17 protein-coding genes, 15 tRNA genes and 1 riboswitch (1 of these 33 running past the window's edge) are annotated in these 24543 nt (G+C 52.6%); of the genes, 23 read left to right on the forward strand and 9 right to left on the reverse strand.

The window, feature by feature from the left end:
• From LOS79_RS29310 to LOS79_RS29380, 15 genes are all read left to right on the forward strand, one after another.
• Positions 1-8: transfer RNA gene (locus LOS79_RS29310), tRNA-Ser, on the forward strand; it begins 82 nt to the left of the window's first position.
• Positions 9-36: 28 nt separating this feature from the next.
• Positions 37-111, forward strand: a tRNA-Glu gene (locus LOS79_RS29315).
• A gap of 23 nt (positions 112-134) precedes the next feature.
• A tRNA-Val gene (locus LOS79_RS29320) sits at positions 135-210 on the forward strand.
• 86 nt (positions 211-296) lie between these two features.
• Positions 297-370, forward strand: a tRNA-Met gene (locus LOS79_RS29325).
• Positions 371-400: 30 nt separating this feature from the next.
• A tRNA-Asp gene (locus tag LOS79_RS29330) sits at positions 401-478 on the forward strand.
• Between the two features lie 139 nt (positions 479-617).
• A tRNA-Phe gene (locus LOS79_RS29335) sits at positions 618-693 on the forward strand.
• Positions 694-713: 20 nt separating this feature from the next.
• Positions 714-789: transfer RNA gene (locus tag LOS79_RS29340), tRNA-Thr, on the forward strand.
• Between the two features lie 5 nt (positions 790-794).
• A tRNA-Tyr gene (locus LOS79_RS29345) sits at positions 795-880 on the forward strand.
• A 5-nt stretch (positions 881-885) separates the two neighbouring features.
• Positions 886-959: transfer RNA gene (locus tag LOS79_RS29350), tRNA-Trp, on the forward strand.
• Positions 960-986: 27 nt separating this feature from the next.
• A tRNA-His gene (locus tag LOS79_RS29355) sits at positions 987-1062 on the forward strand.
• A 48-nt stretch (positions 1063-1110) separates the two neighbouring features.
• A tRNA-His gene (locus LOS79_RS29360) sits at positions 1111-1186 on the forward strand.
• A 21-nt stretch (positions 1187-1207) separates the two neighbouring features.
• Positions 1208-1282: transfer RNA gene (locus LOS79_RS29365), tRNA-Gln, on the forward strand.
• Positions 1283-1289: 7 nt separating this feature from the next.
• Positions 1290-1364 (forward strand) — tRNA-Gly (locus tag LOS79_RS29370).
• An 8-nt stretch (positions 1365-1372) separates the two neighbouring features.
• Positions 1373-1446, forward strand: a tRNA-Cys gene (locus LOS79_RS29375).
• A gap of 29 nt (positions 1447-1475) precedes the next feature.
• Positions 1476-1554, forward strand: a tRNA-Leu gene (locus tag LOS79_RS29380).
• 130 nt (positions 1555-1684) lie between these two features.
• Here LOS79_RS29380 and LOS79_RS29385 read toward each other — a convergent pair.
• The 3 genes from LOS79_RS29385 to LOS79_RS29395 all read right to left on the reverse strand — a co-directional run bounded on the left by LOS79_RS29385 (position 1685) and on the right by LOS79_RS29395 (position 4429).
• Positions 1685-2365, reverse strand: a complete 681-nt coding sequence (locus LOS79_RS29385) for an amino acid ABC transporter permease (RefSeq protein WP_315414362.1) — start codon at positions 2363-2365, stop codon at positions 1685-1687.
• Positions 2365-3201 (reverse strand): transporter substrate-binding domain-containing protein, encoded by an 837-nt coding sequence (locus LOS79_RS29390; RefSeq protein WP_315414364.1) that lies wholly within the window; start codon positions 3199-3201, stop codon positions 2365-2367. The genes LOS79_RS29385 and LOS79_RS29390 overlap by 1 nt, the downstream gene beginning before the upstream one ends.
• Before the next feature lie 307 nt (positions 3202-3508).
• On the reverse strand, positions 3509-4429 hold the full coding sequence (locus tag LOS79_RS29395; protein WP_315414365.1) for an aldo/keto reductase: 921 nt from the start codon (positions 4427-4429) through the stop codon (positions 3509-3511).
• 161 nt (positions 4430-4590) lie between these two features.
• Between LOS79_RS29395 and LOS79_RS29400 the strand changes: the two genes are divergently transcribed.
• The 4 genes from LOS79_RS29400 (at position 4591) to LOS79_RS29415 (ending at position 11105) form a co-directional block, all read left to right on the forward strand.
• On the forward strand, positions 4591-4974 hold the full coding sequence (locus LOS79_RS29400; RefSeq protein ID WP_315414367.1) for a MerR family transcriptional regulator: 384 nt from the start codon (positions 4591-4593) through the stop codon (positions 4972-4974).
• Positions 4975-5401: 427 nt separating this feature from the next.
• Positions 5402-5505: riboswitch (purine riboswitch) on the forward strand.
• 169 nt (positions 5506-5674) lie between these two features.
• Positions 5675-7087: an allantoinase AllB gene (allB, locus tag LOS79_RS29405; protein ID WP_315414368.1), complete on the forward strand. Its 1413-nt coding sequence runs from the start codon at positions 5675-5677 to the stop codon at positions 7085-7087.
• 15 nt (positions 7088-7102) lie between these two features.
• Positions 7103-7663 (forward strand): cysteine hydrolase family protein, encoded by a 561-nt coding sequence (locus LOS79_RS29410; protein WP_315414370.1) that lies wholly within the window; start codon positions 7103-7105, stop codon positions 7661-7663.
• 373 nt (positions 7664-8036) lie between these two features.
• Positions 8037-11105: a beta-galactosidase, LacZ type gene (locus tag LOS79_RS29415; protein WP_315414372.1), complete on the forward strand. Its 3069-nt coding sequence runs from the start codon at positions 8037-8039 to the stop codon at positions 11103-11105.
• Positions 11106-11719: 614 nt separating this feature from the next.
• Here the strand turns inward: LOS79_RS29415 and LOS79_RS29420 are convergent.
• Positions 11720-12601, reverse strand: a complete 882-nt coding sequence (locus LOS79_RS29420; RefSeq protein ID WP_315414374.1) for a helix-turn-helix transcriptional regulator — start codon at positions 12599-12601, stop codon at positions 11720-11722.
• Positions 12602-12772: 171 nt separating this feature from the next.
• On the opposite strand from LOS79_RS29420, the gene LOS79_RS29425 reads away from it, so the two are divergent.
• From LOS79_RS29425 to LOS79_RS29440, 4 genes are all read left to right on the forward strand, one after another.
• The gene (locus tag LOS79_RS29425; protein WP_315422502.1) at positions 12773-14161 is read left to right on the forward strand and encodes an MATE family efflux transporter; all 1389 of its coding nucleotides are present in this window, start codon (positions 12773-12775) and stop codon (positions 14159-14161) included.
• Between the two features lie 420 nt (positions 14162-14581).
• A complete protein-coding gene (locus tag LOS79_RS29430) occupies positions 14582-15448 on the forward strand; it encodes an ABC transporter permease (RefSeq protein ID WP_397386819.1) in 867 nt (288 codons plus the stop codon).
• Positions 15449-15463: 15 nt separating this feature from the next.
• Positions 15464-16357 (forward strand): carbohydrate ABC transporter permease, encoded by an 894-nt coding sequence (locus tag LOS79_RS29435; RefSeq protein ID WP_315414375.1) that lies wholly within the window; start codon positions 15464-15466, stop codon positions 16355-16357.
• A gap of 177 nt (positions 16358-16534) precedes the next feature.
• Positions 16535-18130 carry an extracellular solute-binding protein gene (locus tag LOS79_RS29440; protein ID WP_315414377.1) on the forward strand — a complete coding sequence of 532 codons (1596 nt, stop codon included), beginning with the start codon at positions 16535-16537 and terminating at the stop codon, positions 18128-18130.
• Between the two features lie 479 nt (positions 18131-18609).
• On the opposite strand, the gene LOS79_RS29445 is transcribed toward LOS79_RS29440, so the two are convergent.
• From LOS79_RS29445 to LOS79_RS29465, 5 genes are all read right to left on the reverse strand, one after another.
• A complete protein-coding gene (locus LOS79_RS29445; RefSeq protein WP_315414378.1) occupies positions 18610-20847 on the reverse strand; it encodes a helix-turn-helix domain-containing protein in 2238 nt (745 codons plus the stop codon).
• Between the two features lie 211 nt (positions 20848-21058).
• Entirely contained in the window at positions 21059-21685 is a 627-nt protein-coding gene (locus LOS79_RS29450; protein ID WP_315414380.1) for an urea carboxylase-associated family protein, read from the reverse strand.
• A gap of 25 nt (positions 21686-21710) precedes the next feature.
• Entirely contained in the window at positions 21711-22394 is a 684-nt protein-coding gene (locus tag LOS79_RS29455; RefSeq protein ID WP_315414382.1) for a cyclase family protein, read from the reverse strand.
• Between the two features lie 40 nt (positions 22395-22434).
• Positions 22435-24249: an adenine deaminase gene (locus LOS79_RS29460; protein WP_315414383.1), complete on the reverse strand. Its 1815-nt coding sequence runs from the start codon at positions 24247-24249 to the stop codon at positions 22435-22437.
• Between the two features lie 3 nt (positions 24250-24252).
• Complete coding sequence (locus tag LOS79_RS29465) at positions 24253-24534, reverse strand: EutN/CcmL family microcompartment protein (RefSeq protein WP_315414384.1); 282 nt, start codon at positions 24532-24534, stop codon at positions 24253-24255.
• Between the last annotated feature and the right edge of the window lie 9 nt (positions 24535-24543).

The following is a 24543-nucleotide window of genomic DNA, read 5'->3' on the forward strand; positions in this document are numbered from 1 at the left end:
TCTCTCCGTAGCGTTACTTTTAGAAATAAACAGCATGGCTCGTTGGTCAAGGGGTTAAGACACCTCCCTTTCACGGAGGTAACATGGGTTCGAATCCCATACGAGTCACCAATTATTTTCATGAGATATCTCATGGAGGCTTAGCTCAGCTGGGAGAGCATCTGCCTTACAAGCAGAGGGTCGGGGGTTCGAACCCCTCAGCCTCCACCATACACATTCCCCACAAAGTGAAGCAAAGGCTTCGCAGAGGATTCCGGGTACTTTCCGGGGACCCCAAGGGACAATATTTTTAATGACGCGGGGTGGAGCAGCCCGGTAGCTCGTCGGGCTCATAACCCGAAGGCCGCAGGTTCAAATCCTGCCCCCGCAATTAATCTCAAACAAGAGATTTACTTATCCTGGAACCGTGGTGTAGTTGGCCTAACATGCCTGCCTGTCACGCAGGAGATCGCGGGTTCGAATCCCGTCGGTTCCGCCATCTTTATCTGCTTCAGGGATGAGAATCCATATAAGGGTTCGTTGAAGCATAAACTTCGTGAGCATTACATCGCAATCTCGTAACGAAGTGAAGAGTATCCCGTCGGTTCCGCCATCTTTATGGTTAACAAAAATTATATGGCTCGGTAGCTCAGTCGGTAGAGCAAAGGACTGAAAATCCTTGTGTCGGGGGTTCGATTCCCTCCCGCGCCACCATTTATACCATAACTTAATATGCCGGTGTAGCTCAATTGGTAGAGCAACTGACTTGTAATCAGTAGGTTGGGGGTTCAAGTCCTCTCGCCGGCACCATCCTCGGAGGCTTAGCGAAGTGGCCAAACGCATCAGACTGTAAATCTGCTCACGTACGTGTTCGGTGGTTCGAATCCATCAGCCTCCACCATTTTTAGGGGCATAGTTTAAAGGTAGAACAACGGTCTCCAAAACCGTTGGTGTGGGTTCAATTCCTGCTGCCCCTGCCAAGTAATTTCATATAAAAGTTTAATATGGCGGCCGTGGCGAAGGGGTTAACGCACCGGATTGTGGTTCCGGCATTCGTGGGTTCGAGACCCATCGGCCGCCCCATTTCTTTTATAAGAATTATGAGGTAATATTTTAACCGAATTTAATATGGCGACTGTGGCGAAGGGGTTAACGCACCGGATTGTGGTTCCGGCATTCGTGGGTTCGAGACCCATCAGTCGCCCCATTTTTTTTGAAAATTAAATGTTGGGGATTAGCCAAGCGGTAAGGCAACGGACTTTGACTCCGTCATGCATAGGTTCAAATCCTATATCCCCAGCCATTGAAATGCGGACGTGGCTCAGCGGTAGAGCATCGCCTTGCCAAGGCGAGGGTCGCGGGTTCGATTCCCGTCGTCCGCTCCATTTTATTTGGTGCCATAGCCAAGTGGTAAGGCAAAGCTCTGCAAAAGCTTTATCCCCAGTTCAAATCTGGGTGGCACCTCCATCATTATTCTAGAACTAATCAATGCATATGCCGGCGTGGCGGAATGGCAGACGCGCTCGACTCAAAATCGAGTGGGAAACCGTGGAGGTTCGAGTCCTCTCGCCGGTATCAGATAAAAGAGTTCATTAGAGATAATCTCTAGTGGACTTTTTTTATTTATCTTTATAAACCCATTAATAGGAAAGTCCTGAATCGCTTCATCTTTCCAGCGGCTCAGGACTTTGCGTTACCCAATGCTTTACTGCGCTTTGTTGTGATTTACTTCAAAGCGGCGGGCAATCCGGCGTTCAAGGTATTTTTGTATCGCCTCGATACCCATGCACAGCAGCCAATAGATGATGGCTACTAAGACGTACATCGACATGTAATCAAATGTCCGGCCGCCGACAATCTTGGCCTTTTGAAAGACATCAGGGACTGTGATCATTGCTGCCAGTGATGTTCCTTTAAGCAGATCCATAGCCACATTACTTAATGCCGGTATAGAGATGCGAAAGGCTTGCGGCAAAATAATCAAGCGCAGCACCTGGGGGAAATTAAAGCCCAGTGCGTATGCTGCATCCCATTGCCCCCGGTCTACACCGGCAATGGACCCCCGATAGATTTCTCCTATAAAAGCACTGCTTGTCAGTGTAAAACAAATGATTGCGGCTGCCAATGCCGGAAGTTGGTAAGGCAAACCGAAGTACAGTAAGAATAGCAGAACTAATGCGGGTACTCCCCGCAAAAAGGACAGATAACCGCGAACGAATACTTTCATCCATCGGTTAGGCAGCATCCCCAAATACGTCAGCAAGATTCCTAATACATTTCCTGCTAAAAAAGAAATAATCGTAATTCCTAATGTATAAGGTAGTCCTAAGAGCAAAAATGGCAAGGAACTCCATATTAAGTTGAAATCAAGCGTTGGGATATACATCAGTTCTTTGTTTCAGCTTTGGGAATTTCCTGATCCGATTTCACAGACACATCCGTTTGAAAATACTTTTCGGAAATCTCTGTTAAAGTGCCATCTGTCCGCATATCCGCGAGCATTTGATTGATTTTTTCCCGAAGCTCATTGTGTTCTTTAACGAACAAAAATCCGGTTTCATTAGGGTTGAAATACACATTTTCTAAGATTTTAACAGGGATATCGGGAAGGGCTCCGATTGACATTTTTTGCAGATAATAATCATTGAGAATAACATCAGTACGGCCATTTGCAACATCCGTCAAATACTGATCGTTTGTCGCATTGTCATAGATCACAAGCTTTGCACCATATTCCTCAGCTAATCTCATATAACTTGTATTCGGCTCGCCTGCTGCCTTTTTGCCTGCCAGATCTTCCAAGGAAGCTATTCCGGAATTGTCACTCTGCCGTACAATCATACTGTCAAAGGAATGTTTAATTGGCTCGGATAAACTAAATTTCTTCTCACGTTCTGCAGTAAGACCAAAATCATTTGCGGCCAAATCAGCCTCACCCTTTGTCAAAGAAGCAATTTGCCCGTCCACATTGTATTCTTTAAATTGAATCTCCACACCTAAACGAGCAGCTACTTCTTTGGCTATATCTACGTCGTAGCCTACTAATTCGTTTTGATCATTGTAATAAGAAGAAGGATAGAGGGTACCTGAAGTTGCTACGGTTAAAACCTTGTCTTGTTCTACTTTTGTTAAACTTTGGTCGGAGCTGGCATTACTGCCACAGCCGCTAAGTAAGGCAGCACCTAACACTCCGGTTGCAATTAGCATTGTCCACTTTTTCATTAGTTTCACCTTTCTCATTCTTATTATTTGTGATCGTCAAGCAACTGAAGCAATTGCGAACTTCTGGAAAACTGTTATATAAAAATTATAAATCTATTTCACTACAAACAACTGTAGTAAAAGAAAGATTTTTTTGTAATATGAGTATAACAGTTTTTGATAAAATATAAACTGTATCATACAAAAAAATTAAAATTTTATAGTTTGGCGGACATAGAATGGGTAAATAAAACCCGCAATAAGCTTGAGATATCCCAGGCTTATTGCGGGTTTCTGGTTGGCGTATGGTGTTAGGCTTAATGCCTTCTTAAGGCAGCACATTCCCGGCCGCACGGTAAATCTCGTACCATTCCTGGCGGCTGAGGGTGATATCCGAAGCCTTGGCGATATCCAGCAAGCGCTTAGTGTTAGTGGTGCCGACGATCGGCTGCATTTTGGCCGGATGGCGCAGGAGCCAGGCAATGGCGATGGCGGTATCCGCTACCCCTTTTTCTGCGGCAAGACGGTTAATGGTTTCATTCAGCTCAGGGAACTTCTCGTTGCCGAGGAAGACTCCTTCGAAGAAGCCGTATTGGAACGGCGACCAAGGCTGGATGGTCATGTCATGCAGGCGGCTGTACTCCAGAATGCCTCCATCATGTACAACGGAGCCGGAGTTCGTCATATTAACGTTGAAGCCGGCATCAATCATGCCTGTAACCATAATGCTCAGCTGAAGCTGGTTGAACAGGAGGGGCTGCTTGACGTTTTTCTTCAGCAGTTCAATCTGCAGCGGGTTCAGGTTGCTTACCCCGAAGTGTTTGACCAGTCCTCTGCTCTCCAGTTGATCGAAGGCTTCAGCGACTTCCTCCGGCTCCATCAGGGTGTCCGGGCGGTGCAGGAGAAGCACATCGACATAATCCGTCTTCAGGCGTTTCAGGCTGTTCTCAACGGAGCTGACAATATGCTCTTTGGAGAAATCAAAGAAGCCTTGGCGGATGCCGCATTTGGTCTGAATCATCAGCTGGTCGCGAAGCCCCGGGCTTGCAGCCAGAACATCGCCGAATACCTCTTCAGCTTTGCCGCCCGCATAAATGTCCGCATGATCGAAAAAGTCTATGCCAGCCTCAAGGGCGCTGTGGATATGTACATCCGCCTCTTGGGGGGACAAGTCAGCAAGCCGCATACAGCCTAGAGAAATTTCTGCTACCTCAAGTGCACCGCCGGCAGCGTTAATTCTTTTTACCATTAATTATTCACTCCTTAAATGAAGGTACAGGGTTAAGCTTAGACCTTAGAGTTAGGTGTAAGTCAACAGATTTGTTAGCGCTCTTTTAATAGATTCGGATTGGTGGTACCTTAGAGATAGATCAACTTGCCGCAGCTACAGCGGCGGAATGGGGCTGACAGATGGGATACAGCATCAAAACCATAGCACAAAAAAGCGGATTAAGCCAATATACCCTGCGCTATTATGAACGGGAAGGCGTGCTGCCTGTTGTGGCCCGGGATGAGCACGGTAACCGGTGTTTTCATGATGAGGATCTGGAGCTGATTTCACTAATCTGCTGTCTGAAGGATACCGGAATGCCGATCGCCGAGATTAAGCAGTTCATTGCGTTATCCCAGGAAGGGACAGCAGCGCTGCCGGAACAGCGTAAGCTGCTTCAGGCGCATAAGCTGGAGATTGAGGAGAAGATTAAGTTCTTTCAGAGCTTTGCGCAAAAGATAGAGCATAAGATCGCTTATTTCTCTTCGTTGGAGAAGGCAGCGGAGACCGCGAATAAAGTGTGAGCATCCGGCTTAATTACAGCAAACCGCAGGTATGATTATTGTCGCTGCAGCGCAGACAGGAAAATGCTGTAAGAAGCGGGTGCATGACAGGCAGGAACCGGTCCGGAAGTGCAGGGGAATATAATTAAATTCCAGTCTGTCCCAACAATAATACCTTACGGGGACTAGGCTTAGGACATACTGCGAAGCGGCTAATACAATAAATTAGCAGGGTAGTGCTGACACAGTGAAGCTGTGGGAAGCAAAGTAATAGCTAAATTTATGTTATGATATATAACATTATTTATGGCCTTTTCTTGACGAGTCGCTATGTTATCTTGACGAAATGCTCAGGAATGATATGATTAAGGCACTTGAAGAAGCTGTTATTGGAAATCGAGTCAAGTAATATGACATGTTATCGCCGATAGCTGGTTTCTTATCTGAATGGACGAATAGAATAAGCTCTTGTATAAGCTCATTAATCCGGTTTGAGCGTCTCGACCAGGCGACCGTAAATTGCCCCAGGCTACAGGAGGTATACGACAGGAATTGCTTTTCACTATGCGGATGTATGTATTCGTGTGGTGTGGCGGTATCTGCCTGATACCTTTTGTATCCTGGGTTATTTGTCGTGCGCAGAAACCGGAGAAAAGCAGGAGCTGTCCGCCCCAGTCAGAGTGTTGTTTCATACAAATCCTAAAAGAAGAGGTGTGTATTCATGGGTTATGAACTGATCATTAAGAATGCGAATATTCCGCAGGGCGACAGACAGGTGCTGACTGACATTCTGGTGGACAAAGGTGTTATTGTCGGGTTTGCCAAGGATATCGCGGCGGAAGCGGAGACGGTGATTGATGCAGAGGGCAAACTGGTGCTGCCGGGGGTCATTGATTCGCATACCCACTTTAATGATCCGGGGTTCACACACCGTGAAGACTTTGTTACCGGAACCAGCAGTGCTGCGGCAGGCGGGGTTACGATGATTGTCGATATGCCATGCTGCAGCGTGCCTTCGGTACGCTCGGTGGAGAATCTGCATAACAAGCTGAATGCCCTTGAAGGCAAGGGTGTTGTCGACTATGCAATGTGGGGCGGGATTACTGGTGAGGATGTGCGCAACGATGTGCTGGATATTGTGAAGGAGCAGGCGGCAGAGGGTGTGGTAGCTTTTAAAGTATATATGACCCCGTCTGTGCCTTCCTACCCGCGGGTTACCGATCCTGAGATGCTCGAAGCCTTCTATGCTGTAGCGGAAACCGGGATGCCGATCGGGATTCATGCCGAGAATTATGCTATCTGCGATTACTACACCCAGAAGCTGAAAAAAGAAGGGCGGATGGATTATCCCGCCTGGGCGGAAGCGCGTAAGATTTTGGCGGAAAAAGCGGCAATCCAGCTGGGCATCAGCTTCTCTGAGGAAACGGGAGCAAGGCTGCATATCGTGCATATGAGTACGGCGGCCGGTAATCAGCTGATTAAGGAAGCGAAGCTTAAGGGCTTGAAGGTAACTGCGGAATCCTGTCCGCACTACCTGACGCTGAATGCGGTGGACGCGATGACGGAGTTCGGGACTTTTGCCAAAATTGCCCCGCCGCTGCGCCGTGCAGAAGATAATGAAGCGCTGTGGCAGGGGCTGGCGGACGGAACGATCGACTTCATGGCAACCGACCACGCCCCTTATGAGATTGCTACGGAAAAAGACGCGCCGGGCATGGATGTCTGGACCTCCTTCCCGGGGATTCCGGGGGTGGAAACACTCGTGCCGATCATGATCAGTGAAGGCTACAACAAAGGCAGACTGAGCCTGTCCCGGATGGTTGAGCTGCTCTGCACGAATCCGGCCATCCACTATGGCCTGTATCCAAAGAAAGGCGCGCTGGAGATCGGAACGGACGCCGACTTCACGATTGTGGATCTGGAAAAGGAATGGACGCTCGACAAAGATAAAATGCACTGCAAGCCGAAATATACGCCGTTCCACGGGATGAAGCTGAAGGGCAAGGTGGATAAAACCATTGTCAGAGGCACTCTGGTCTATGATGACGAGCTTGGTGTAGTCGGTAAACCGGGTTATGGTGAATTTGTGAAACGGCAGACTATCAGCGAGCTTCCGCGGCTGCTGAAATATTAAGAAGGAGTGAGCATAGTGGCCAAACACGCGATAGTGATTATAGATATGCTGAATGATTTCATTCATCCGGACGGGGCTTTGACTTGTCCGAACGGTGCGGGGATTGTGCCCGCCATTCAGGAGCTGGTGGAATTCAGCCATGAGAATGACATTCAGGTGATCTTCGTACAGGAGGCGCACCGGCAGAATGATGCCGATTTCCGGGTCAGACCGGTTCATGCCATTAAGGGCACCTGGGGATCGGATTTCATTGCGGAGCTGGCCCCGCAGCCGGACAAGGGCGATTATATTGTGCAGAAAAGACGGCATAGCGCCTTCAGCTATACGGATATGGATCTGTTCCTCCGTGAGGAGGGGATTGATACGGTGGTCGTCACCGGGGTATGGACCAATGTCTGCGTCCGCTCAACGGCCTCCGATGCCATGTACCACACCTACAAGGTCAAGTGTATCAGCGACTGCTGTGCCTCCAAGGACGAGGAGATGCACCTCTCGGGTCTGCGGGATATCGGAATCTTCGGCGAGGTGCTGACTCTGGCGGAGTATAAAGAGGTTAATGCTGTGGTCAAAGGTTAACAGGCTGAATAAACCGGACGATTCTTCAAAAGCTCCCGGCGCACGGCGGATGCCGCTGCGCCGGGGCTTTTTTTAGCTGAAATTGGGGGAGATTGGTGTAGAGGAGAAGGATAGTCTGTCTGCCAAAATGAGCTAAATAATATAGTAAAAACGATAAATTTGCTATTCAAATTAAGGACGGCCAAGGCTTATGATGCTCTAAGGGAGCAGATACTGCGGAAATGTCAGTTATGTGCAGCTTAGTTGTGATTGTGCACTTTGCACCCGTGAACGTCTTGGGTAAGATGAAGCTGGAGAGATTCTGCATGGGGAAGGAAGTAAAGAGGGAGAACGGCAGCAATTATGCTGAAAGCATATGAAGGAGGAACATATAATGTCTGGTAAAGAGCCAAGTCTGAGCTGGTTAAGTGATGTCGCGGTATTTAAGGTGAACCGTTTGGAAGCGCATTCGGATCACCGGTATTATCATAGCATGGAGGAAGCGGAAAGACAGGGGCCGATGGATATGCGCCATTCCCTGAACGGGGACTGGAAATTCAGCTATGCGGTGAACGCGGCCAGCCGGGTTCAGGACTTCTATAAGAAGGACTATGACACAAGAGGCTGGGGAAACATTACGGTACCCGGTCATATTCAGCTTCAGGGATACGGCAGGCCGCAATATGCCAACACGATGTATCCCTGGGACGGGCTGGATGCGGTGCGGCCCCCGGCAATTCCTGAGGCCAGTAATACGGCGGGCAGCTATGTGAAGGAGTTCGAGGTGCCGGCGAATATGAAGGAGCGGCCTGTTTTTATATCTTTTCAGGGAGTAGAGGCGGCTTGTTATGTGTGGCTTAACGGGCAGTTCGTCGGCTATAGCGAGGACAGCTTCACTCCGGCGGAATTCGAGTTGACCCCATATCTGCAGGACGGGGCGAACAAGCTCGCGGTTGAGGTCTATCAGCGCTGCAGCGGCAGCTGGCTGGAGGATCAGGATTTCTGGCGGTTCTCGGGGATTTTCCGCGAGGTGTATTTGTATACGGTACCGGAGCTGCATGTGCAGAATCTGCGGATTGAGGCCGGACTGGATGCAGCCTACAAGGAAGGGACGCTCACGGCTGAGCTTAGCATGGCGGCAGAAGCGGACGCTTTGATCAGTATAGAGCTGAAGGATGCCGCCGGGGCCCTTGTGGCGGAAGCTGAAGGGCAGGCTGTGGCCGGACGGGCCGTTATCAAGCTGGAGGCGGGTACGGTCTCTCTGTGGAGTGCAGAGAATCCTTACCTGTATAGTGTCTGTATCTCTGTCCAGAACAGCAGCGGGGAGCTGGTGGAGGCAATTGTGCAGCGGGCCGGCTTCCGCATGTTCGAGCTGAAGGACAAGCTGATGCTGCTGAACGGGAAACGGATTATCTTTAAAGGGGTCAACCGCCACGAGTTCAACGCCCGCAGGGGCCGGAACATTACCAGGGAGGATATGCTTAAGGATATCGTTATTCTCAAGCAGAATAATATCAACGCTGTGCGGACGTCGCATTATCCGAATCAGACGCTGTGGTATGAGCTGTGTGATGAATACGGCGTGTACGTCATTGATGAGATGAATCTGGAATCCCACGGCTCATGGCAAAAGATGGGCGCAGTTGAGCCGTCCTGGAATATCCCCGGCGATAAGCCGGAGTGGCAGGACATTGTGACGGACCGGGCGGTGTCGATGCTGGAGCGCGACAAGAATCACCCGTCGATCCTGATCTGGTCCTGCGGCAACGAGTCGTACGCCGGTCAGGTGATTCTGAACGTGGCGGATTATTTCCGCAAGGCAGACCCGGGACGGCTGGTGCATTATGAAGGGGTATTCCATAACAGGGAATTTAATGACACCAGCGATATGGAGAGCCGGATGTATGCGAAGCCGGCCGATATTGCCGAATATCTGGAGGGTCAGCCGGATAAGCCGTACATCAGCTGCGAGTATATGCATGCGATGGGCAATTCTGTCGGGGGGCTCCATAAATATATTGAGCTGGAGAGCCGGTATCCGCTGTATCAGGGCGGGTTCATCTGGGATTATATCGATCAGGCGCTAATCACTAAGAACAGATACGGTGAGGAGTATCTGGCGTACGGCGGGGATTTCGATGACCGGCCGACTGACTACAGCTTCTGCGGCAACGGGATCGTCTTCGCTGACCGGACGGTGACGCCGAAGATGCAGGAGGTGAAGTTCCTCTACCAGAACATCCGGCTCGTGCCGGAGCAGAATGCTGTAACAGTTATCAACGGCAATCTGTTCGAAGGCACGGAGCGGCTGCGGCTGGAATACCGGCTGTACCGGGAAGGCCGGGAGATCTTCAAGGGGCAGCAGGAGCTGGCGGTTGGGCCGCAGGAAGAGGCGCGTATTGCGCTTGCGCTGCCGGATGTGCAGGGAGCTCCGGGAGAGTATACGCTGGCGGCAAGCCTGGTGCTGAAGGAAGCGGAGCTGTGGGCTGAAGCGGGGTTCGAGACGGCCTATGGTGAGCTTGTCTTCCGGATTGAAGATGAGGCGGCTGCAGCGGAGCGCGGACAGGGCCTATTGCCTGAAGCCGGAGAGTTCAGCGTGATCGAAGGCGATGTGAATATCGGCGTAACCGGACGGGGATTCTCAGCCCTGTTCTCGAAGCAGGCCGGAACACTTGTGTCGCTCTGTTACGGAGGGCGGGAGATAATTGCCACGCCGCCTGCTCCGCTCTTCTGGCGGGCCACCACCGATAATGATAAAGGGACTTCGCTTGCCTATCATGCAGGAAGCTGGTTCGCGGCCAGCCTTGACCGCAGCTGCACAGCGGTAAGGCTTGAGGCCGGAGCAGACCGGGCGACAGTTAGCTTCGATTATGAATTCAGCATCAGCAGGGAGCTGAAGACCCGTGTTGATTACACGGTCTGCGCCGACGGCCGGATATGGGTGCGTATGCTCCACAGCGGGGCGGCAGGACTGCCGGATGTGCCGCTTGTGGCTTTGTCCTTCCGGATGTCCGCCGATTATGGAGAGTCGGACTGGTATGCCCGCGGGCCGGAAGAGAACTACAGTGACCGCGCCTGCGGGGCACGGCTGGGCCGCTTCCGGCGCAAGGTGACGGAGCTGCCGTCACCTTATCTGGTGCCGCAGGAGTCCGGTAACCGGACTGGCGTACGCCAGGTCAAGATTACGGACGAGCGCGGCTGCGGGCTGCAGATTGAGGCGGCTGCGGGAGAGCCGCTGGAATGTACGCTGTCGCCATACACAGCGTTCGAGCTGGAACAGGCGGCCCATCACTACGAGCTGCCCAAAGTACACTACACCGTAGTGACTGTGGCTGCGGGGCAGATGGGAGTCGGCGGTGATGACAGCTGGGGAGCGCCGGTGCATCCGGAGTACCGGATCCCTGGCGGTGAGCAGGTGGAGTTCGGGTTCTGGCTGAGCGCGGCGGCGCCGGAGGCGGAGTAAGCGGGTATTGACCATAGGCCATCAGCGGAGTAAACTGCTGATGGCCTGTTTCTTGTTGTAAAAGGAAATTATGTAAATTAAAAATTGTGGATACCGGTGAAAAGTGGCTTGAGCGGCGTGGAACGGTATTTACGCGAGCCAGCAGACCGGCAGTAAAACAATAGATGGATAAAGTACACTTGCTGCAAGAGCGAAGAAAGCAAGGTTAAACAGCAAGTGGAAAAAGAGCACTTATTACTAGGGAAACAGGCCAAAGTAAGTGAAATGGACGCAGCTACTAAACAGAAGAATCTTCGCCGGGAAAAGAGTAACGACTAAGCTAATACCCAGCGCTGTACAGCGCATTTTCTGTAGTAGCGGGCACCTAGCGGAAGCCGTCCCATTTGTGGCAGCAGGTTTGGACAAAGTAATAGAGCAGCAACCGGACCGTCATTTTGGTTCTTGAGAAGTATTTATGGGTTTCGGGGCCCCCGCAAAGTACCTGAATGGCATCAATGAGAAACTTCACTTTGTGGGGATAGGTTTCGGGGCCCCCGCAAAGTACCTGGCTTGGCATCGATGAGAAACTTCACTTTGCGGGGATGGGTTTGCGGGGATAGGGTTGTGGGCTTGATTCATGTGAAGCGCTGGCGGTACTCGCGCGGTGACAGCCCCTCGAGCTTCATGAAGCTCGAGCTGAAATAAGGCGCCTGGTTGAAGCCGACCTCCTCGGCGATCCGGGCGATGGGGAAGCCGGTCTGCATCAGCAGCAGTTTGCTCTGCTCAATCCGGTAGCGGAGCAAATATTCCATCGGTGAACAGCCGTACTCCTTATTCATGCAGCGGGCGATGTAGACGGGATGAAAGTTAAGGCTGTCTCCGAGCTTGGCGGTGGTGATCTCTTCGCGGTAATGGGCGCGGAGATAAGAGGCGGCCTGCTCGGCGCATACGGTAGACTGGGAGCCGCGCTGTCCCGGCTTCACCGAGGCGGCGAGCAGCTGCAGAACTTCCTGAAAGAGAACCTGCTGCCGGAAGCGGACCGCTTCCAGATGAGCGGTAGCCTGCAGCTGCCCCAGCTGGGCCAACAGCTCTTCCGCCTTGGCCGGCTGGAGCAGCGTGACGAATTGCGGCAGCGCAAGATTAAATGCGCTCATATTGAAGAATGAAGCGGGCAAGCCCCCCACCGGTTCAGTGGAGCTGCCGGAATCCAGACCGGAACCGGGTAATGGAGGCCACTCATGCGCGGTTTGGAAATGCAGCCAGTAATAGGCGGTATCCTCCCGGCAGCCTTCTGTTCCGAAATGATGGCAGTCCGGCCGCAGAATCAGGGCATCACCTGCATTAACCATGAACCGCCGCTCTTCTTCACCGATGTACAGGCAGCCCTGCAGGACGACGAGCAGATCAAATACTTTGATGTGCTGGCGGTTCGGATGATGATAGCCGGGCGGGTAGCGGTTAAAGCCGCTTGCAATGTAATGCGGCAGGGGCGGGATACGGAAAAGAAGCGGATTCATTATATGGCCTCCTGAGGGTGGTTTGGATATTGAAAGTTTAGGTTTGAGATCTGGTACATTTCCCAGAGTATATCATCTATAATTTATCTCGGGCAAGTTTGAATTGTCAGGCAACATGACGGAAATACAGCAGCCGGGTACCGGCAGGGGAGGGTTTGTACTGTGAAAACTATGGGCGGGAAGAGCGGACTGTGGATGCTGGCCTGGCCTATATTTATTGAGATATTTCTGCAAACATTGCTTGGAACCGTGGATACCCTCATGGTCAGCCGGATCTCAGATGATGCAGTGGCGGTCGTAGGGATCTCCAACCAGCTGTTCGGTGCCTTGATTACACTGTTTACCACCTTCGCCGGAGGTGCAGGTATATTGATTGCCCAGCGCCTCGGCTCCGGCCGGAATGATGAGGCCCGTACCATTGCGATCATGGGGGTAAGCGTCAGCACGCTCCTGGGATTTGCCGTCAGCATCGTTCTGCTGCTGTATGCTGATCCGGTTGCACGGATGCTCCATATTACCGGCGGTCTGCTTCCGCTGTCACATGTTTACCTTACCTATGTAGGCGGCGGGCTCTTCCTGGTCGGCATGACAGCTTCGCTCGGCTCGGCCATCCGTAATACAGGCAACACTAAGGGGCCGATGTACACAGGGGTCGCTGTGAATGTAATCCATATTGTACTGAATTACATCCTGATCTTCGGTATGTTCGGCTTGCCGGAGATGGGCCTTGGCGGCATTGCCGTCTCGACGATGATCAGCAGACTGCTCGGCGTGGCTGCCCTGCTGTATATGTTCAGCAGCGCCTTCGAACGCCGGATCCGGCTGCCGGACTTCCGGATCTTCCACCGTAGATTATTTACGGAGATTCTCAGAATTAGCTGGCCGCTCGGACTGAACTCCTCTTCCTGGGTGCTGTCGCAGCTGGTGATCTATTCTTTTCTCGCCATGCTGGGCGCTAAAGAGCTGGCTGCGCGGACATACTTGAATACGCTCGAATCCTTCTGCTTCACCTTGGGTTATGCTATCGCTATGGCCGGACAGATTCAAATCGCCCATCTGTTCGGGGCAAAGCAGACGCAGGAAGCATACCGCAGTGCCTTTCGGACGCTGTTCATCGGCCTGGCTATTGTCAGTGCCAATGTGGTGCTGCTGTACCTCTTCGGCCGCAGGCTGCTTGGATTCTTCACAGCTGATCCGGAGATTGTAGCCATCGGTGTCTCGCTGCTTGCGCTGAACCTCCTGCTGCAGCCTGCCAAAATGCTGAATATGGCGATGGGGAATTCGCTCAATGCCATCGGCGACACGCGTTATACGATGGTAGTCTCCATGATCTCGATGTCGCTGATCGGCGTGGGCGGCTCCTACTGGCTCGGTATCTCATCGGGCTGGGGGCTGCTTGGCATCTATTGCTGCATGATAGCTGATGAAGCGGCAAGAGGCGGGCTGGTCCTGCTGCGCTGGCGGAAGCGGAAGGTGCTCAGGCAGGCGGAAATGCAGTTTAACGGCCATTCGCAGGGCATACGGGAGACGCCTTGCAAGGCTTTTACAGTTGAGATGTAGGCCAGAACTCTTAATATAAGCCAACGCCCCACTTTGTGGGGTTTTTTGGCGTTCAATTCTGCTGTTCGTGCACCAAAGTAGGAAAAGTACACCCGACGCTTGGCAATAAAATACAGGAATAGCCGGAAGCTTCACTGTTCAGCTGCAGAGGGTGTCTTCTATACTCAGGTCATACATTGGACGAAGTCATACGGGCCTTCAGAGTGGAGGCTCCGGAAGCCAGTGCTGCTGCAACTTATATAGAGGTATAGGAGAGTGAAGGCTTTGAGACACCGTAAGCGCAAGGCAGGCATGCTGCTTGCCACCCAGCTTCCCTTGCAGGACAGCGGCAGGCTGTCACCGCAAATTGATTCCGGCCCCCGGATAAGAAGGAAGAAAAGCTTTCTGCATGAGCTGATCCACAACCGGGTTCTTTTTCTGATGCTGCTGCCGACCTTGCTGTTCTTCCTGGTTAATTCGTACTTTCCGATGGTTGGTGTGTATTATGCGTTCACCCAGTTTGATTTCAATTCCGGGCTGTTCGATGCCCCGTTCATCGGGATGAAGAACTTTGAGTTCCTCTGGAAATCGGGCACACTGGTGAAGCTGACGCTCAATACGATCGGCTATAATCTGGCTTTCATCCTGCTGGGCAACGTGCTGGCCATTGTCTGTGCGATTCTGCTGAGCGAGCTGCGCCACAAATGGTTCAAGAAGCTGACCCAGTCCATCATGTTCCTGCCGTATTTCGTTTCCTTCGTTATTCTGAGTGTTATCGTCTACAACGTGTTCAATTATGATAACGGTTTCTTGAATACGCTGCTTGCCCGGTTCGGAGCCGGACCTGTTGATGTCTACAATAAGCCGGTGGTCTGGATCTTCCTGATTGTCCTATTCTATCTCTGGAAGAACCTCGGCTACAGCATGGTCATCTATCTGGCAGCTATTACAGGGATCAGCGATGAATATTATGAAGCGGCCAAAATTGACGGAGCGCATATTTTCCAGCGGATCTGGTACATCACGGTGCCGATGCTGAAGTCCACCTTTGTCGTGCTGCTGCTGTTCTCGCTCGGAAGCATTATGAAGGGGCAGTTTGATCTCTTTTACCAGCTGATCGGCAATAACGGGGTGCTGTACAATACGACAGATATTCTGGATACGTACGTGTTCCGTTCACTCAAGGTGACCTTTGATATCGGAATGGCTACGGCGGCCGGCCTGTACCAATCGCTGTTCGGCTTCATTCTGATCATGACGGTGAACTACATTATCCGCAAAATAAACGATGATTACGCGCTGTTCTAGGAGGAGAGAAAGAGCATGCATATCAAAGACGATCACTATACGAGGCTGCTGCAGGGGCTGGCGTATACGGTCATTATACTGGGCTCCCTGGCCTGTCTGATCCCGTTCCTGCTGATTATCTCGGCCTCGCTGACCTCCAATGACTCAATTATCCGGGACGGCTATCATCTGATTCCGGCAGAGTTCTCCCTGGAAGGGTACAAGACGGTATTCACATTCCCGGATGAGGTGCTGCGGGCATATGGGGTAACCCTGTTTACCACGGTGACGGGTACGGCGCTGGGATTGTTCTTCATGACGATGGCCGGGTATGTGCTGGCCCGCAAGGATTTCAAATACCGCAATACCTTCTCGTTCTACATCTATTTCACTACGCTGTTCGGCGGGGGACTGGTGCCCTGGTACATTATGATGACCAAATATCTGAACCTGACGGACTCGTATGGGGCCTTGATTTTTCCGGGGCTGATGACACCGTTTCTGATCATTCTGATGAAGAATTTCATCAGGTCCGCTGTGCCCGAGGAGCTGTTCGAATCCGCCAAGATTGACGGGGCCGGTGATTTCAAGATATATTGGCGGATTGTGCTGCAGCTGTCGATGCCCGGCATCGCTACGGTCGGCCTGTTTCTTGCCCTGGCTTACTGGAATGACTGGTTCTCATCCTCGCTGTTCATCAATGATACCCATAAGTATCAGCTGCAGTTCCATCTGTACAATGTGATTAACTCCGCTCAGTTCATTGCCAATATGGGTGCGGGGACCGGCGTGAGCCTTGGGGGGGATCTGCCTACAGAGTCGACGAAAATGGCGATGGCCATCGTTGTCACCGGGCCTATTCTGTTCCTGTACCCGTTCATCCAGCGTTATTTCGTTAAAGGCCTGACAATCGGCGCGGTCAAAGGTTAGAACTGAACGGCAGGATTGTGCTGTCACAAGGGTCTGCCGTTCAGCTAACATAGAGTTACGGTATTGCGGAATGGATGCAAGGAGCTATGCTAACAAAACTTAGCGTATGCTTCCGAAGCGAGTTTTGTACGAAGTCATGAAGAAAGCTATGCAAACAAAACTTTTAGGAGGGTTCAAATGAAAAAGAATGCACGGAAAAAACCGCTGGCGGTCCTTACGGCCATGCTGGCGGTCTCGCTTCTCGCTGCAGGATGCGGCGGCAATAACAGCAACCAAGAGGCTTCAGGCACTGCAGACAGCGGCAAAAATAACACGGCGGCAGCCACGGAAGGTACCGCAGCTACAGCAGAACCCGGCATAGACACTTCGAAGAAAGTGGAGCTGCAGTTCTATATGCTCGGTGATGCGCCTAAGGATCTTCCGGCGATTGAGGCGGAAGTCAACAAGATGGCTCTGGAGGAGCTCAACACTACCGTTAAATTCAACTACACCAGCTGGACGGACTGGGATCAGAAATATAAGCTGCTGCTCTCCTCCGGCCAGGCGATTGATCTGATCTTCACGGCGGACTGGACGCAATATGCTTCATATGCCAAACGCGGCGCATTCCTGGCCCTGGATGATCTGCTGCCTAAGGCTGCACCGGAGCTGCAGAAATTCGTCCCTGAGTCGATGTGGGAGGATGTTAAGGTTGACGGCAAAATCTACACTGTACCTGCAACTTATAAGGAGTATGTGACCAATGGCTTCGTGTGGCGTGAGGATCTGCGCAAGAAATACAATCTGCCGAAGCCTACCGATCTGGCCAGCTATGAGGCCTACATGGACGGAATCAAGCAGAACGAGCCGGATCTGATGCCGGCTTCCCTGAACAGTGACGTCGGCAATAATCTCCATTACATTTATACTGAGCTCAACAAGATGGTCGGCGCGCTGCCTTACGGCATGGGCGTGAAATATGAGACTCCTACTGAAGTCTATTCTTACTGGGGCTCCGATGAGCAAAAAGAAGAGCTGAAGACGATGAAGCGCTGGCAGGAGAAGGGCTTCATTCCGAAGAACGTGCTGAACATTAAGGATACGATGCAGGATCCGATTACTTCGGGCAAAGCAGCAAGCATGTTCGGGGATAACCCTACCCGCTTCAACGATATGGTCATGAAGATCAGCACGACCCATCCTGAATGGGAGCTGGGCTATTCGCCATTCGGATTAACGACGGGGTATGCTACACCGGTGCACCCGGTCCACAACGGCTTCGCCATTCCGAAGAGCAGCAAAAATCCGGAACGGGCGCTCGCCTTCTATGAAAAGCTGGTGCTGGACAAACGCTACAACCAGCTGACGGAATACGGGATTGAAGGCAAGAACTATACTGTCGAAGACGGCTACTATAAGCTGCTCGGCACCAGCCAGACCAACGGCTTCACACGTGAGGGCATGAACGGCTGGGCCTGGAGAAATCCGGAGTACATGCTGTTCGACAAGGGCTTTGACGGAGTGAAGGCCATCTTCGATGAGCTCGATAAAATCCAGAAGCCGGACCTGTTCCTCGGCTTCGCTGAAGATTATTCCTCCTATCAGGCGGAGAAAGCGGCGCTGGAGCAAGTGGAGAAGCAGTACCTGTTCCCGCTCCAGGCCGGGCTGGTAGATGATATCGACAAGGGTCTTGACACCTTCCTGCAGAAGGCCAAGCAGGCCGGACTTGAGAAGATTCAGGCGGAATGGACGAAGCAGTGGAATGCTTATGTTGCGGAGAAGGGAATCAAGTAGAGGGGAGCCCCGGAAGCCTTATGGCTTTTGGGGCTTTTTGTGTCGGGTGCAGGTGCTCAAGTGCAGGCATGACGTAGTAGGGAATCTGAGTGCGTTGGGTGCGTTAGGTGCGTTGGGTGCGTTGGGTGCGTTGGGTGCGTTGGGTGGACGCTCCGAGAACGGAATGATGTTCCAATCGCTGTTGTGTCCGGATTTTTTTGATTCTACCTTGTCGGTGAAAATCCGGACACAAAGGCGACCGCTTCGCTTCTCCACATTCATTCCGTCCTCTCCGCTGTTTAAGCGGTATCCGGACCGGACGTGCCAAGGCTGCCAGTAAGCGTGGGCGCCGGCTTCTGTGGCAGGGGGAGGAAGCAGAAGAGCCAGTCTCCGTGTACATGGAGACTGGCTGAAGCAGAGCGGGCTTGGTGTTCCACCGAAGCGGGGGAGCGCGGAGCGGGCTTGGTGTTCCACCAAAGCGGGGGAGGGCGGAGATAGCGCTACGTGCTTACATGCTTCGAGCGGCGGTAATCGGTAGGTGTCGTGCCGAAGCTGCGCTTGAACATCCGGTGCAGATAGGAGCTGCTGGTGAAGCCGCAGCGCTCGGCGATGGTGGTTACCGGCAGGTCGGTGTTCTCCAGCAGGGAGCATACCTCGCGCAGCCGTACCTCCAGGATGACATCGACGATGCTGTTCATGGTCTGCTGCTTGTAGAGGCGGCTGATATAGATCGGCGACATATCAAGCTCATCGGCGAGCTGGTTGAGGCTTAGATTGGGCTTCATGTACGATTCGCTGATTTTCTGGTTAATCAGGCAGATCAGGTCATGCTGCTTGGTATTTTTTTTGTCAGCCAGCTGGTCGCGTATATTGTTGAAGAGGGCGGAGAAGGCCTCCTCCAGCTCGGTTACGGTCTCGATTGAATCCAGGCAAGGCAGGCCGGTAAATCCGTCATTTTGTAAACGGTTACGTTTCTGTACAGCTGCAACGATCTCCCGTACGGTCACGCTCAGTCTGGATACAGCCAGCTGTACCGTCTGGAAGGGATACCCCTCCGTCTCCCGGATAATGCTGCTGAACTGTTCGGCGGCATCCTCCAGTTTCCCGCTCAGCAGTGCGTCGGCCAGCTTCTTCTCCCTGTCGGTAGGATAATGGTAATTGCCGGACTCCCGGATGCAGACATCCCGGGCGTTAATTATACAGCCATGTCCATAGAACAGGCGGTGCTCCGAAGCTTCCCTGACCTGCTTGTAGAGCTGGTGCAGCTGGTCTGCGTTGCGGTCGATGTGGCTGTAGGTGAGGGTGAGGCTGATTTTCAAATAATCGGAACAGGCCTGCTGGATCTGCCGGAGCAGCGCCTCGATCAGTCCCGTATCTGTGTACTCTACAGGATCAATTATGTTCAGCAGCACCAGGATGCCGTCATCGTTCATGTCTACAGTCTCCACGCGGTAGGTCTGGCCGCATATCTCCGAGGCGATATTCATAATGGCGAACTTGGAGGCCAGCAGATAGGAGGAACGGGCTTCCCTGAATTCTTTGTAATGATCTATTCTGAGCAGAATCAGGCGGTAATCATCATTGAAGGTGAAATGAATCCCGAGCTGGCGCAGCTTATCCATCTGCTGGATGGATTGCAGGGGCTTCAGGCCGAGAATCAGATCGCGCAGTGTATTTTGCCGGATCATGAACATGCTGTCGCGCTTCTCGGTTTCGAGAATATTCATCTCACTGACAATCCGGTCGATCGGCAGATAGAGGCTTCTGGACATGAGCCAGGAGAGGGCAATACCGCCCACCAGAATAAGCGCGGCAATCAGCAGGGTGGCATTCCGGATGTTATTGGTCTGCTCCATGATGGTGTTATAAGGCGTAATCCGCACATACTGCCAGTCTAAGTCATCCGGCGCCGTATAGGAGATCAGCGAATTCACGCCGCCGAAGGAGTCGATGAAATACCCCGCATCGCGGCCCTTGATCCGCTGCTGAATCCAGCCGGATTCCTCCCGGGACAGCTCCTGCTGCTCCAGGCTGTTGCCGGAGAGGAAGGCGCCCTGATCCGCAAGAATAAATGTAGCACTCTTAGAATCTACCGAACTGGTAATTTCCTTGTTGATCCAGGGTGCAGAAATATTCACGATGACGGCAGAATTGATGGTCCGGTCCCAGCCGATAGCATCCAGGCACAAAAAAGTATAAGCCCGAACCTGGTCATTCTCCCTCGCGCCATTAGAGTAGACTCTGGGGATCGGCGTGAAAGCCTTATAGTCCTGGTAATGACCCAGTATATCCAGAATGGGCTTATCCACCAGCTCCTGCTCGGTAAACACACCGTTCTGGCCATGGGAGGAGGCGATGTAAATCTGCCCGCTTTTGGGATTATACACATAGATGGATTCAATATAAGGCATAGAGCTTAAGTAATTGCCCAGCTCGGACATGGCAGCCGTGACATCATAAATATCGGGCTTATCGTAGAAAACAATTTTGGAAATCGTGCTGTTGCGGTAGATTTGAAAAGAAAGTGACTGTGCAGCATCGGTCATATTGACGACTTCCCTGCTAGTCTGTGTGAGGTTGCTGAGGTCGGAGCGGAACGCCTGCTTTTTTTCCACCCCGATGTAGTAGTTGTAATAAATGATGGTGGAGACCAGAAAAGTTAAGGAAACGCAAAGCGTAATACTGATCAATAATCTGCTGTACAGCGCTCTCTGATTGCCGATCTTGTTCCGTCTCATAAGCAGCCCCCTGATTCACTGTGTACTCTGGCGTTACCGGCCTGATCTATATTGTTCATAGTACGATTATAAGCTTCAGGCCATGAACAGGACAGTAGAGCAAGGTTACAACAGTGAACAGGATGAAGAATCCGGCAGTGAACAAATACAATATCTGTGTACAAAAGCTACATGCAGCGCTGAAGATTAACGGTAAGGAGTATCACGGTCATTACAGGGCAACGCCTGAGTCCGGTTCAGTGATCTGCATCAGCAGCGGGGTGACCTTGTAGCCGTTGACCGGGGCCAGATCCTGCGAGCAGGAGGAGAGGGCGGCGATTACATCTGTCAAAGCCAGTAGGGCGACATAATCACCGGGCCGGGAGAGCGGCTCTTCAATTACGTAGTCGAGATTCTCGTCCAGTGCATTGTTCATGAACCAGTTGATGGGGTCCGGCAGCTCCTTATGGCCCAGCTGATATTTGTGAAGCGCCTTCTGCAGGTTATCATGGCAGTTCGGATGCTCCTCCAGCCCGAAGTCAACTTTATACCGGTAATAGTCGCAGGCCGGAAAAAAGAAATCATGTCTGCCCACCGTATCCATCGTCAGCTGCATCAGCGGCCGGCGGCGGTTGCTGTAGAGGCCGTCGCCGGGCTTCAGCCGGATGCTGCTGAGCGAGGCCCGCATATGTACGGGAGAGACATGCTCGTCAGGGTCAGCGGCATTGTAGCAGACGAAATCGCCGACCTGCTTGCCTTCGGTATCGATGATGTAGAGCGTCTGGCCTTTACGCACAAGTGCACTTCTGCCTTCGTAGGCGGGAACGAAAATTTCTTCGACTATTCTTCCTTTGGTCATGATCCAGTCACCTGCCTTCTATAGTTTATTCGATGAATACCGCGACAGCGCGGACTGGAGAGCCGGTGCCCCGGCGGATCCGGAGCGGCAGCCCGAAATACAGGAACCGCTTCTGGGCGATCAGATGCAGGTTGCAGAGGTTCTCGGTGTTGGTCATCCGGTATTCCCGGCAGATCAGATGTCCGGAGAACAACGGGTCGAGCGGATTGTCGATGGAGGGTGCATCAATGCCGATATTAATAATTCCCTGCTTCGCCAGCCATCCGGCAGCCTCGTAATCCAGCCCGGCATACCGGGTCAGCCATTCTTCGCTGCCGTAAGCGCGGTTATAATGACCGGTATAGAGCAGTACAATATCGCCTTTATCCAGATGGAGATGATCCTTGTGCAGCGCCTGTTCCAGGTCATAGCGGGTAATATAGGCATCCGGTGAGATGTGGGACAGGTCCAGGCAGACAGCCGGTCCGTAAAAATACTCCAGCGGCATCTCATCAATCGTCGGCCCGAGCGGATCGTATTCGTATATGGCATCGCTGTGGGTGGGACCGTGTTCGTTAATCAGCAGATTATTGGTGGCGAACTCGAAGCCGAGCCTGCTCTTGCTCTCGGCATGGCTCATATTGGGAAAGATCATCGTCTTCTGATGGGGCGGGAATACCGGCATGCCCTGATAGATTTCCTGGGACAGATCTATGACTTGAATACCCATGGGATGGCTCCTTTCTAATTCAGAAAAAGGGTAAACGGTACTAGGCGAGCGGCGGCAGTACGGTGAAGGCATCGGCGTCGATCAGGCCGATATCGGTGATTTTCCAGGCCGGGCTGGTGACGAGTGAGAGGAAGGAGAGATGCATGAACGGCACATGCAGGGTGCAGCCCAGCTCCTCACGGGCCAGCCGGTGCAGCTCGCTGATTCTTGCGCTCATCTCTTTGCCGGTCAGCTCATCGGTCATCAGCCCGCCGATCCGCAGCGGCAGATCACCGACGACCTTGCCGCCTTCAATCATGGCAATGCCGCCGTCCATGGCGATGACCCGGTTGACGGCTGTTACCATATCGGCATAATTGGTGCCGGTGACGATGATGTTATGCGTGTCGTGGGCCACGCTTTCGGCAATGGCGCCTGCCTTAAGCTGCATGCCGCGGACGAAGGTTTTGCCGATCTTACCGCTGCGGCCATGCCGCTCTACCACAAGCAGGGGCAAGAGATCCTCCTGAACGGAAGGCTGCACAACACCATCCTGCACGGTAGCGGTATAAATGCCGGAACCGGTCAGGTTCTGGTCCGGAATGACCTCGATGGCGCGGATACGGACTGTTCCGCTGGCACCTTCCGCAGAGAGCTGCAGGTCAGCGAGCTTAACCGGTTTCCGCTTGACCGACTTTTTCACGGATTCGGGATAGATATAGGAGGGAATCTCGCGTGTCAGCTCACCTTCGCTGGCAACCTTGACTCCGCTGATGTACACCCCGGCAATGGTCATTTGCACCAGGTCGCTGATTACGGCAATGTCGGCTTTTTTGCCCGGAGCGAGTACTCCGATATCCTGAAAGCCGAAATGAGCGGCCGGATTGATAGTTGCCATCTGAATGGCTTCAACCGGATCGATACCGGCGGCGATGGTCCGGCGGATGATATCGTTCATGTGGCCGTTCTTCAGCAGATCCTCCGGCACCATGTCATCCGAGACCAGAATAGCCCGCCGGGAATCCATGCCCTCCTCGGTGATTACCCGGATGCATTCCGCCATATTGCGCTGGGAGGAGCCTTCGCGCATGAATACACTGACCCCGTAACGCAGCTTCTCCATCATTTCTTCCTTGGTTGTAGTCTCATGGCAGGAGACATGACCGCCGCCGCAGATGATATGGGCAGCCAGCTCGGGGCCCGACAGGCCGGGGGCGTTGCCCTCGATGCTTTTGCCGATAGATTTGGCATAAGAGACGGAAGCGAGCAGATCATCGATCAGGTATGGGGCATTCCGGTAGACCGGATGGACGTTGCTGAAGCCCTGCAGCTCACCAATGCCTTGAACAAGGCCGTCTGCCAGCAGCTCCGCCATATCCTTAGAAGTGATGTCTGCACCCGCCGTCTCAAGGCCGGGCACATCAGGTGTGAGGCAAGGCACCGTAAACAGCACGCGGTTTGGCAGGGTCTTGGCTTCATCAATCATTGCTTTCATTCCGGGAACCCCGAGTACATTGCCGATCTCATGCGGATCGGCCACCAGGGTGGTCGTTCCGGTGGGAATAGACAGCTTGGAGAATTCGGTAACGGTCAGCATTGCACTCTCGAAATGCATATGGGAGTCGATAAAGCCGGGACTGATGAATTTGCCGCGCATGTCCTCGACCACCGTAGACGGGCCGATCAGCTTGTCGGCCTTACCGACAAGGAGAATCCGGTCGCCTGCTACGGCAACATCTCCTTCGTAGATTTCACGGGTTATTACGTTAATGATGTAGCCGCCTTTCAGAACAAGGTCGGCCGGATGCCGGCCGGAGAGCAGGACATCAATCATACGCCGCCGCTGGATGGCATCTTTGATCTCTGTTGTAAGCATAGGCTATAAGCCTCCTCCTCTGGGACAATCTACACTATCTACAATTCCGACAATGGCCGCATCGACTGGAGCATTCGGATGCTGCGTGGCTCTTGAAGCTACGCTGCCAACCGCGTATAGGATGGTCTCCCCGATGCCCGCGCCTACGGTGTCAACTGCAATAACCGGCTGACCCGCAGACGTATGATCAGGAAGGATGGGCTGCACAATCAGCAGCTTGGCACCAACGAGATTCTCGTCTTTACGCGTAGCCACGACGTGTCCTGTAATGATTCCCAGCTTCATGTGATAGTC

It is taken from the genome of Paenibacillus sp. MMS20-IR301, assembly GCF_032302195.1.
Taxonomy (GTDB): Bacteria; Bacillota; Bacilli; order Paenibacillales; family Paenibacillaceae; genus Paenibacillus_AQ.

Coding starts and splice junctions, on each gene's coding strand:
- LOS79_RS29460 (WP_315414383.1), bottom strand. CDS start 24,249: ATGCTTACAACAGAGATCAAAGATGCCATCCAGCGGCGGCGTATGATT.
- LOS79_RS29440 (WP_315414377.1), top strand. CDS start 16,535: ATGAAAAAGAATGCACGGAAAAAACCGCTGGCGGTCCTTACGGCCATG.
- LOS79_RS29455 (WP_315414382.1), bottom strand. CDS start 22,394: ATGGGTATTCAAGTCATAGATCTGTCCCAGGAAATCTATCAGGGCATG.
- LOS79_RS29400 (WP_315414367.1), top strand. CDS start 4,591: ATGGGATACAGCATCAAAACCATAGCACAAAAAAGCGGATTAAGCCAA.
- LOS79_RS29430 (WP_397386819.1), top strand. CDS start 14,582: ATGCTGCTGCCGACCTTGCTGTTCTTCCTGGTTAATTCGTACTTTCCG.
- LOS79_RS29445 (WP_315414378.1), bottom strand. CDS start 20,847: ATGAGACGGAACAAGATCGGCAATCAGAGAGCGCTGTACAGCAGATTA.
- LOS79_RS29420 (WP_315414374.1), bottom strand. CDS start 12,601: ATGAATCCGCTTCTTTTCCGTATCCCGCCCCTGCCGCATTACATTGCA.
- LOS79_RS29415 (WP_315414372.1), top strand. CDS start 8,037: ATGTCTGGTAAAGAGCCAAGTCTGAGCTGGTTAAGTGATGTCGCGGTA.
- LOS79_RS29450 (WP_315414380.1), bottom strand. CDS start 21,685: ATGACCAAAGGAAGAATAGTCGAAGAAATTTTCGTTCCCGCCTACGAA.
- LOS79_RS29390 (WP_315414364.1), bottom strand. CDS start 3,201: ATGAAAAAGTGGACAATGCTAATTGCAACCGGAGTGTTAGGTGCTGCC.
- LOS79_RS29385 (WP_315414362.1), bottom strand. CDS start 2,365: ATGTATATCCCAACGCTTGATTTCAACTTAATATGGAGTTCCTTGCCA.
- LOS79_RS29435 (WP_315414375.1), top strand. CDS start 15,464: ATGCATATCAAAGACGATCACTATACGAGGCTGCTGCAGGGGCTGGCG.
- LOS79_RS29395 (WP_315414365.1), bottom strand. CDS start 4,429: ATGGTAAAAAGAATTAACGCTGCCGGCGGTGCACTTGAGGTAGCAGAA.
- allB (WP_315414368.1), top strand. CDS start 5,675: ATGGGTTATGAACTGATCATTAAGAATGCGAATATTCCGCAGGGCGAC.
- LOS79_RS29425 (WP_315422502.1), top strand. CDS start 12,773: ATGGGCGGGAAGAGCGGACTGTGGATGCTGGCCTGGCCTATATTTATT.
- LOS79_RS29465 (WP_315414384.1), bottom strand. CDS start 24,534: ATGAAGCTGGGAATCATTACAGGACACGTCGTGGCTACGCGTAAAGAC.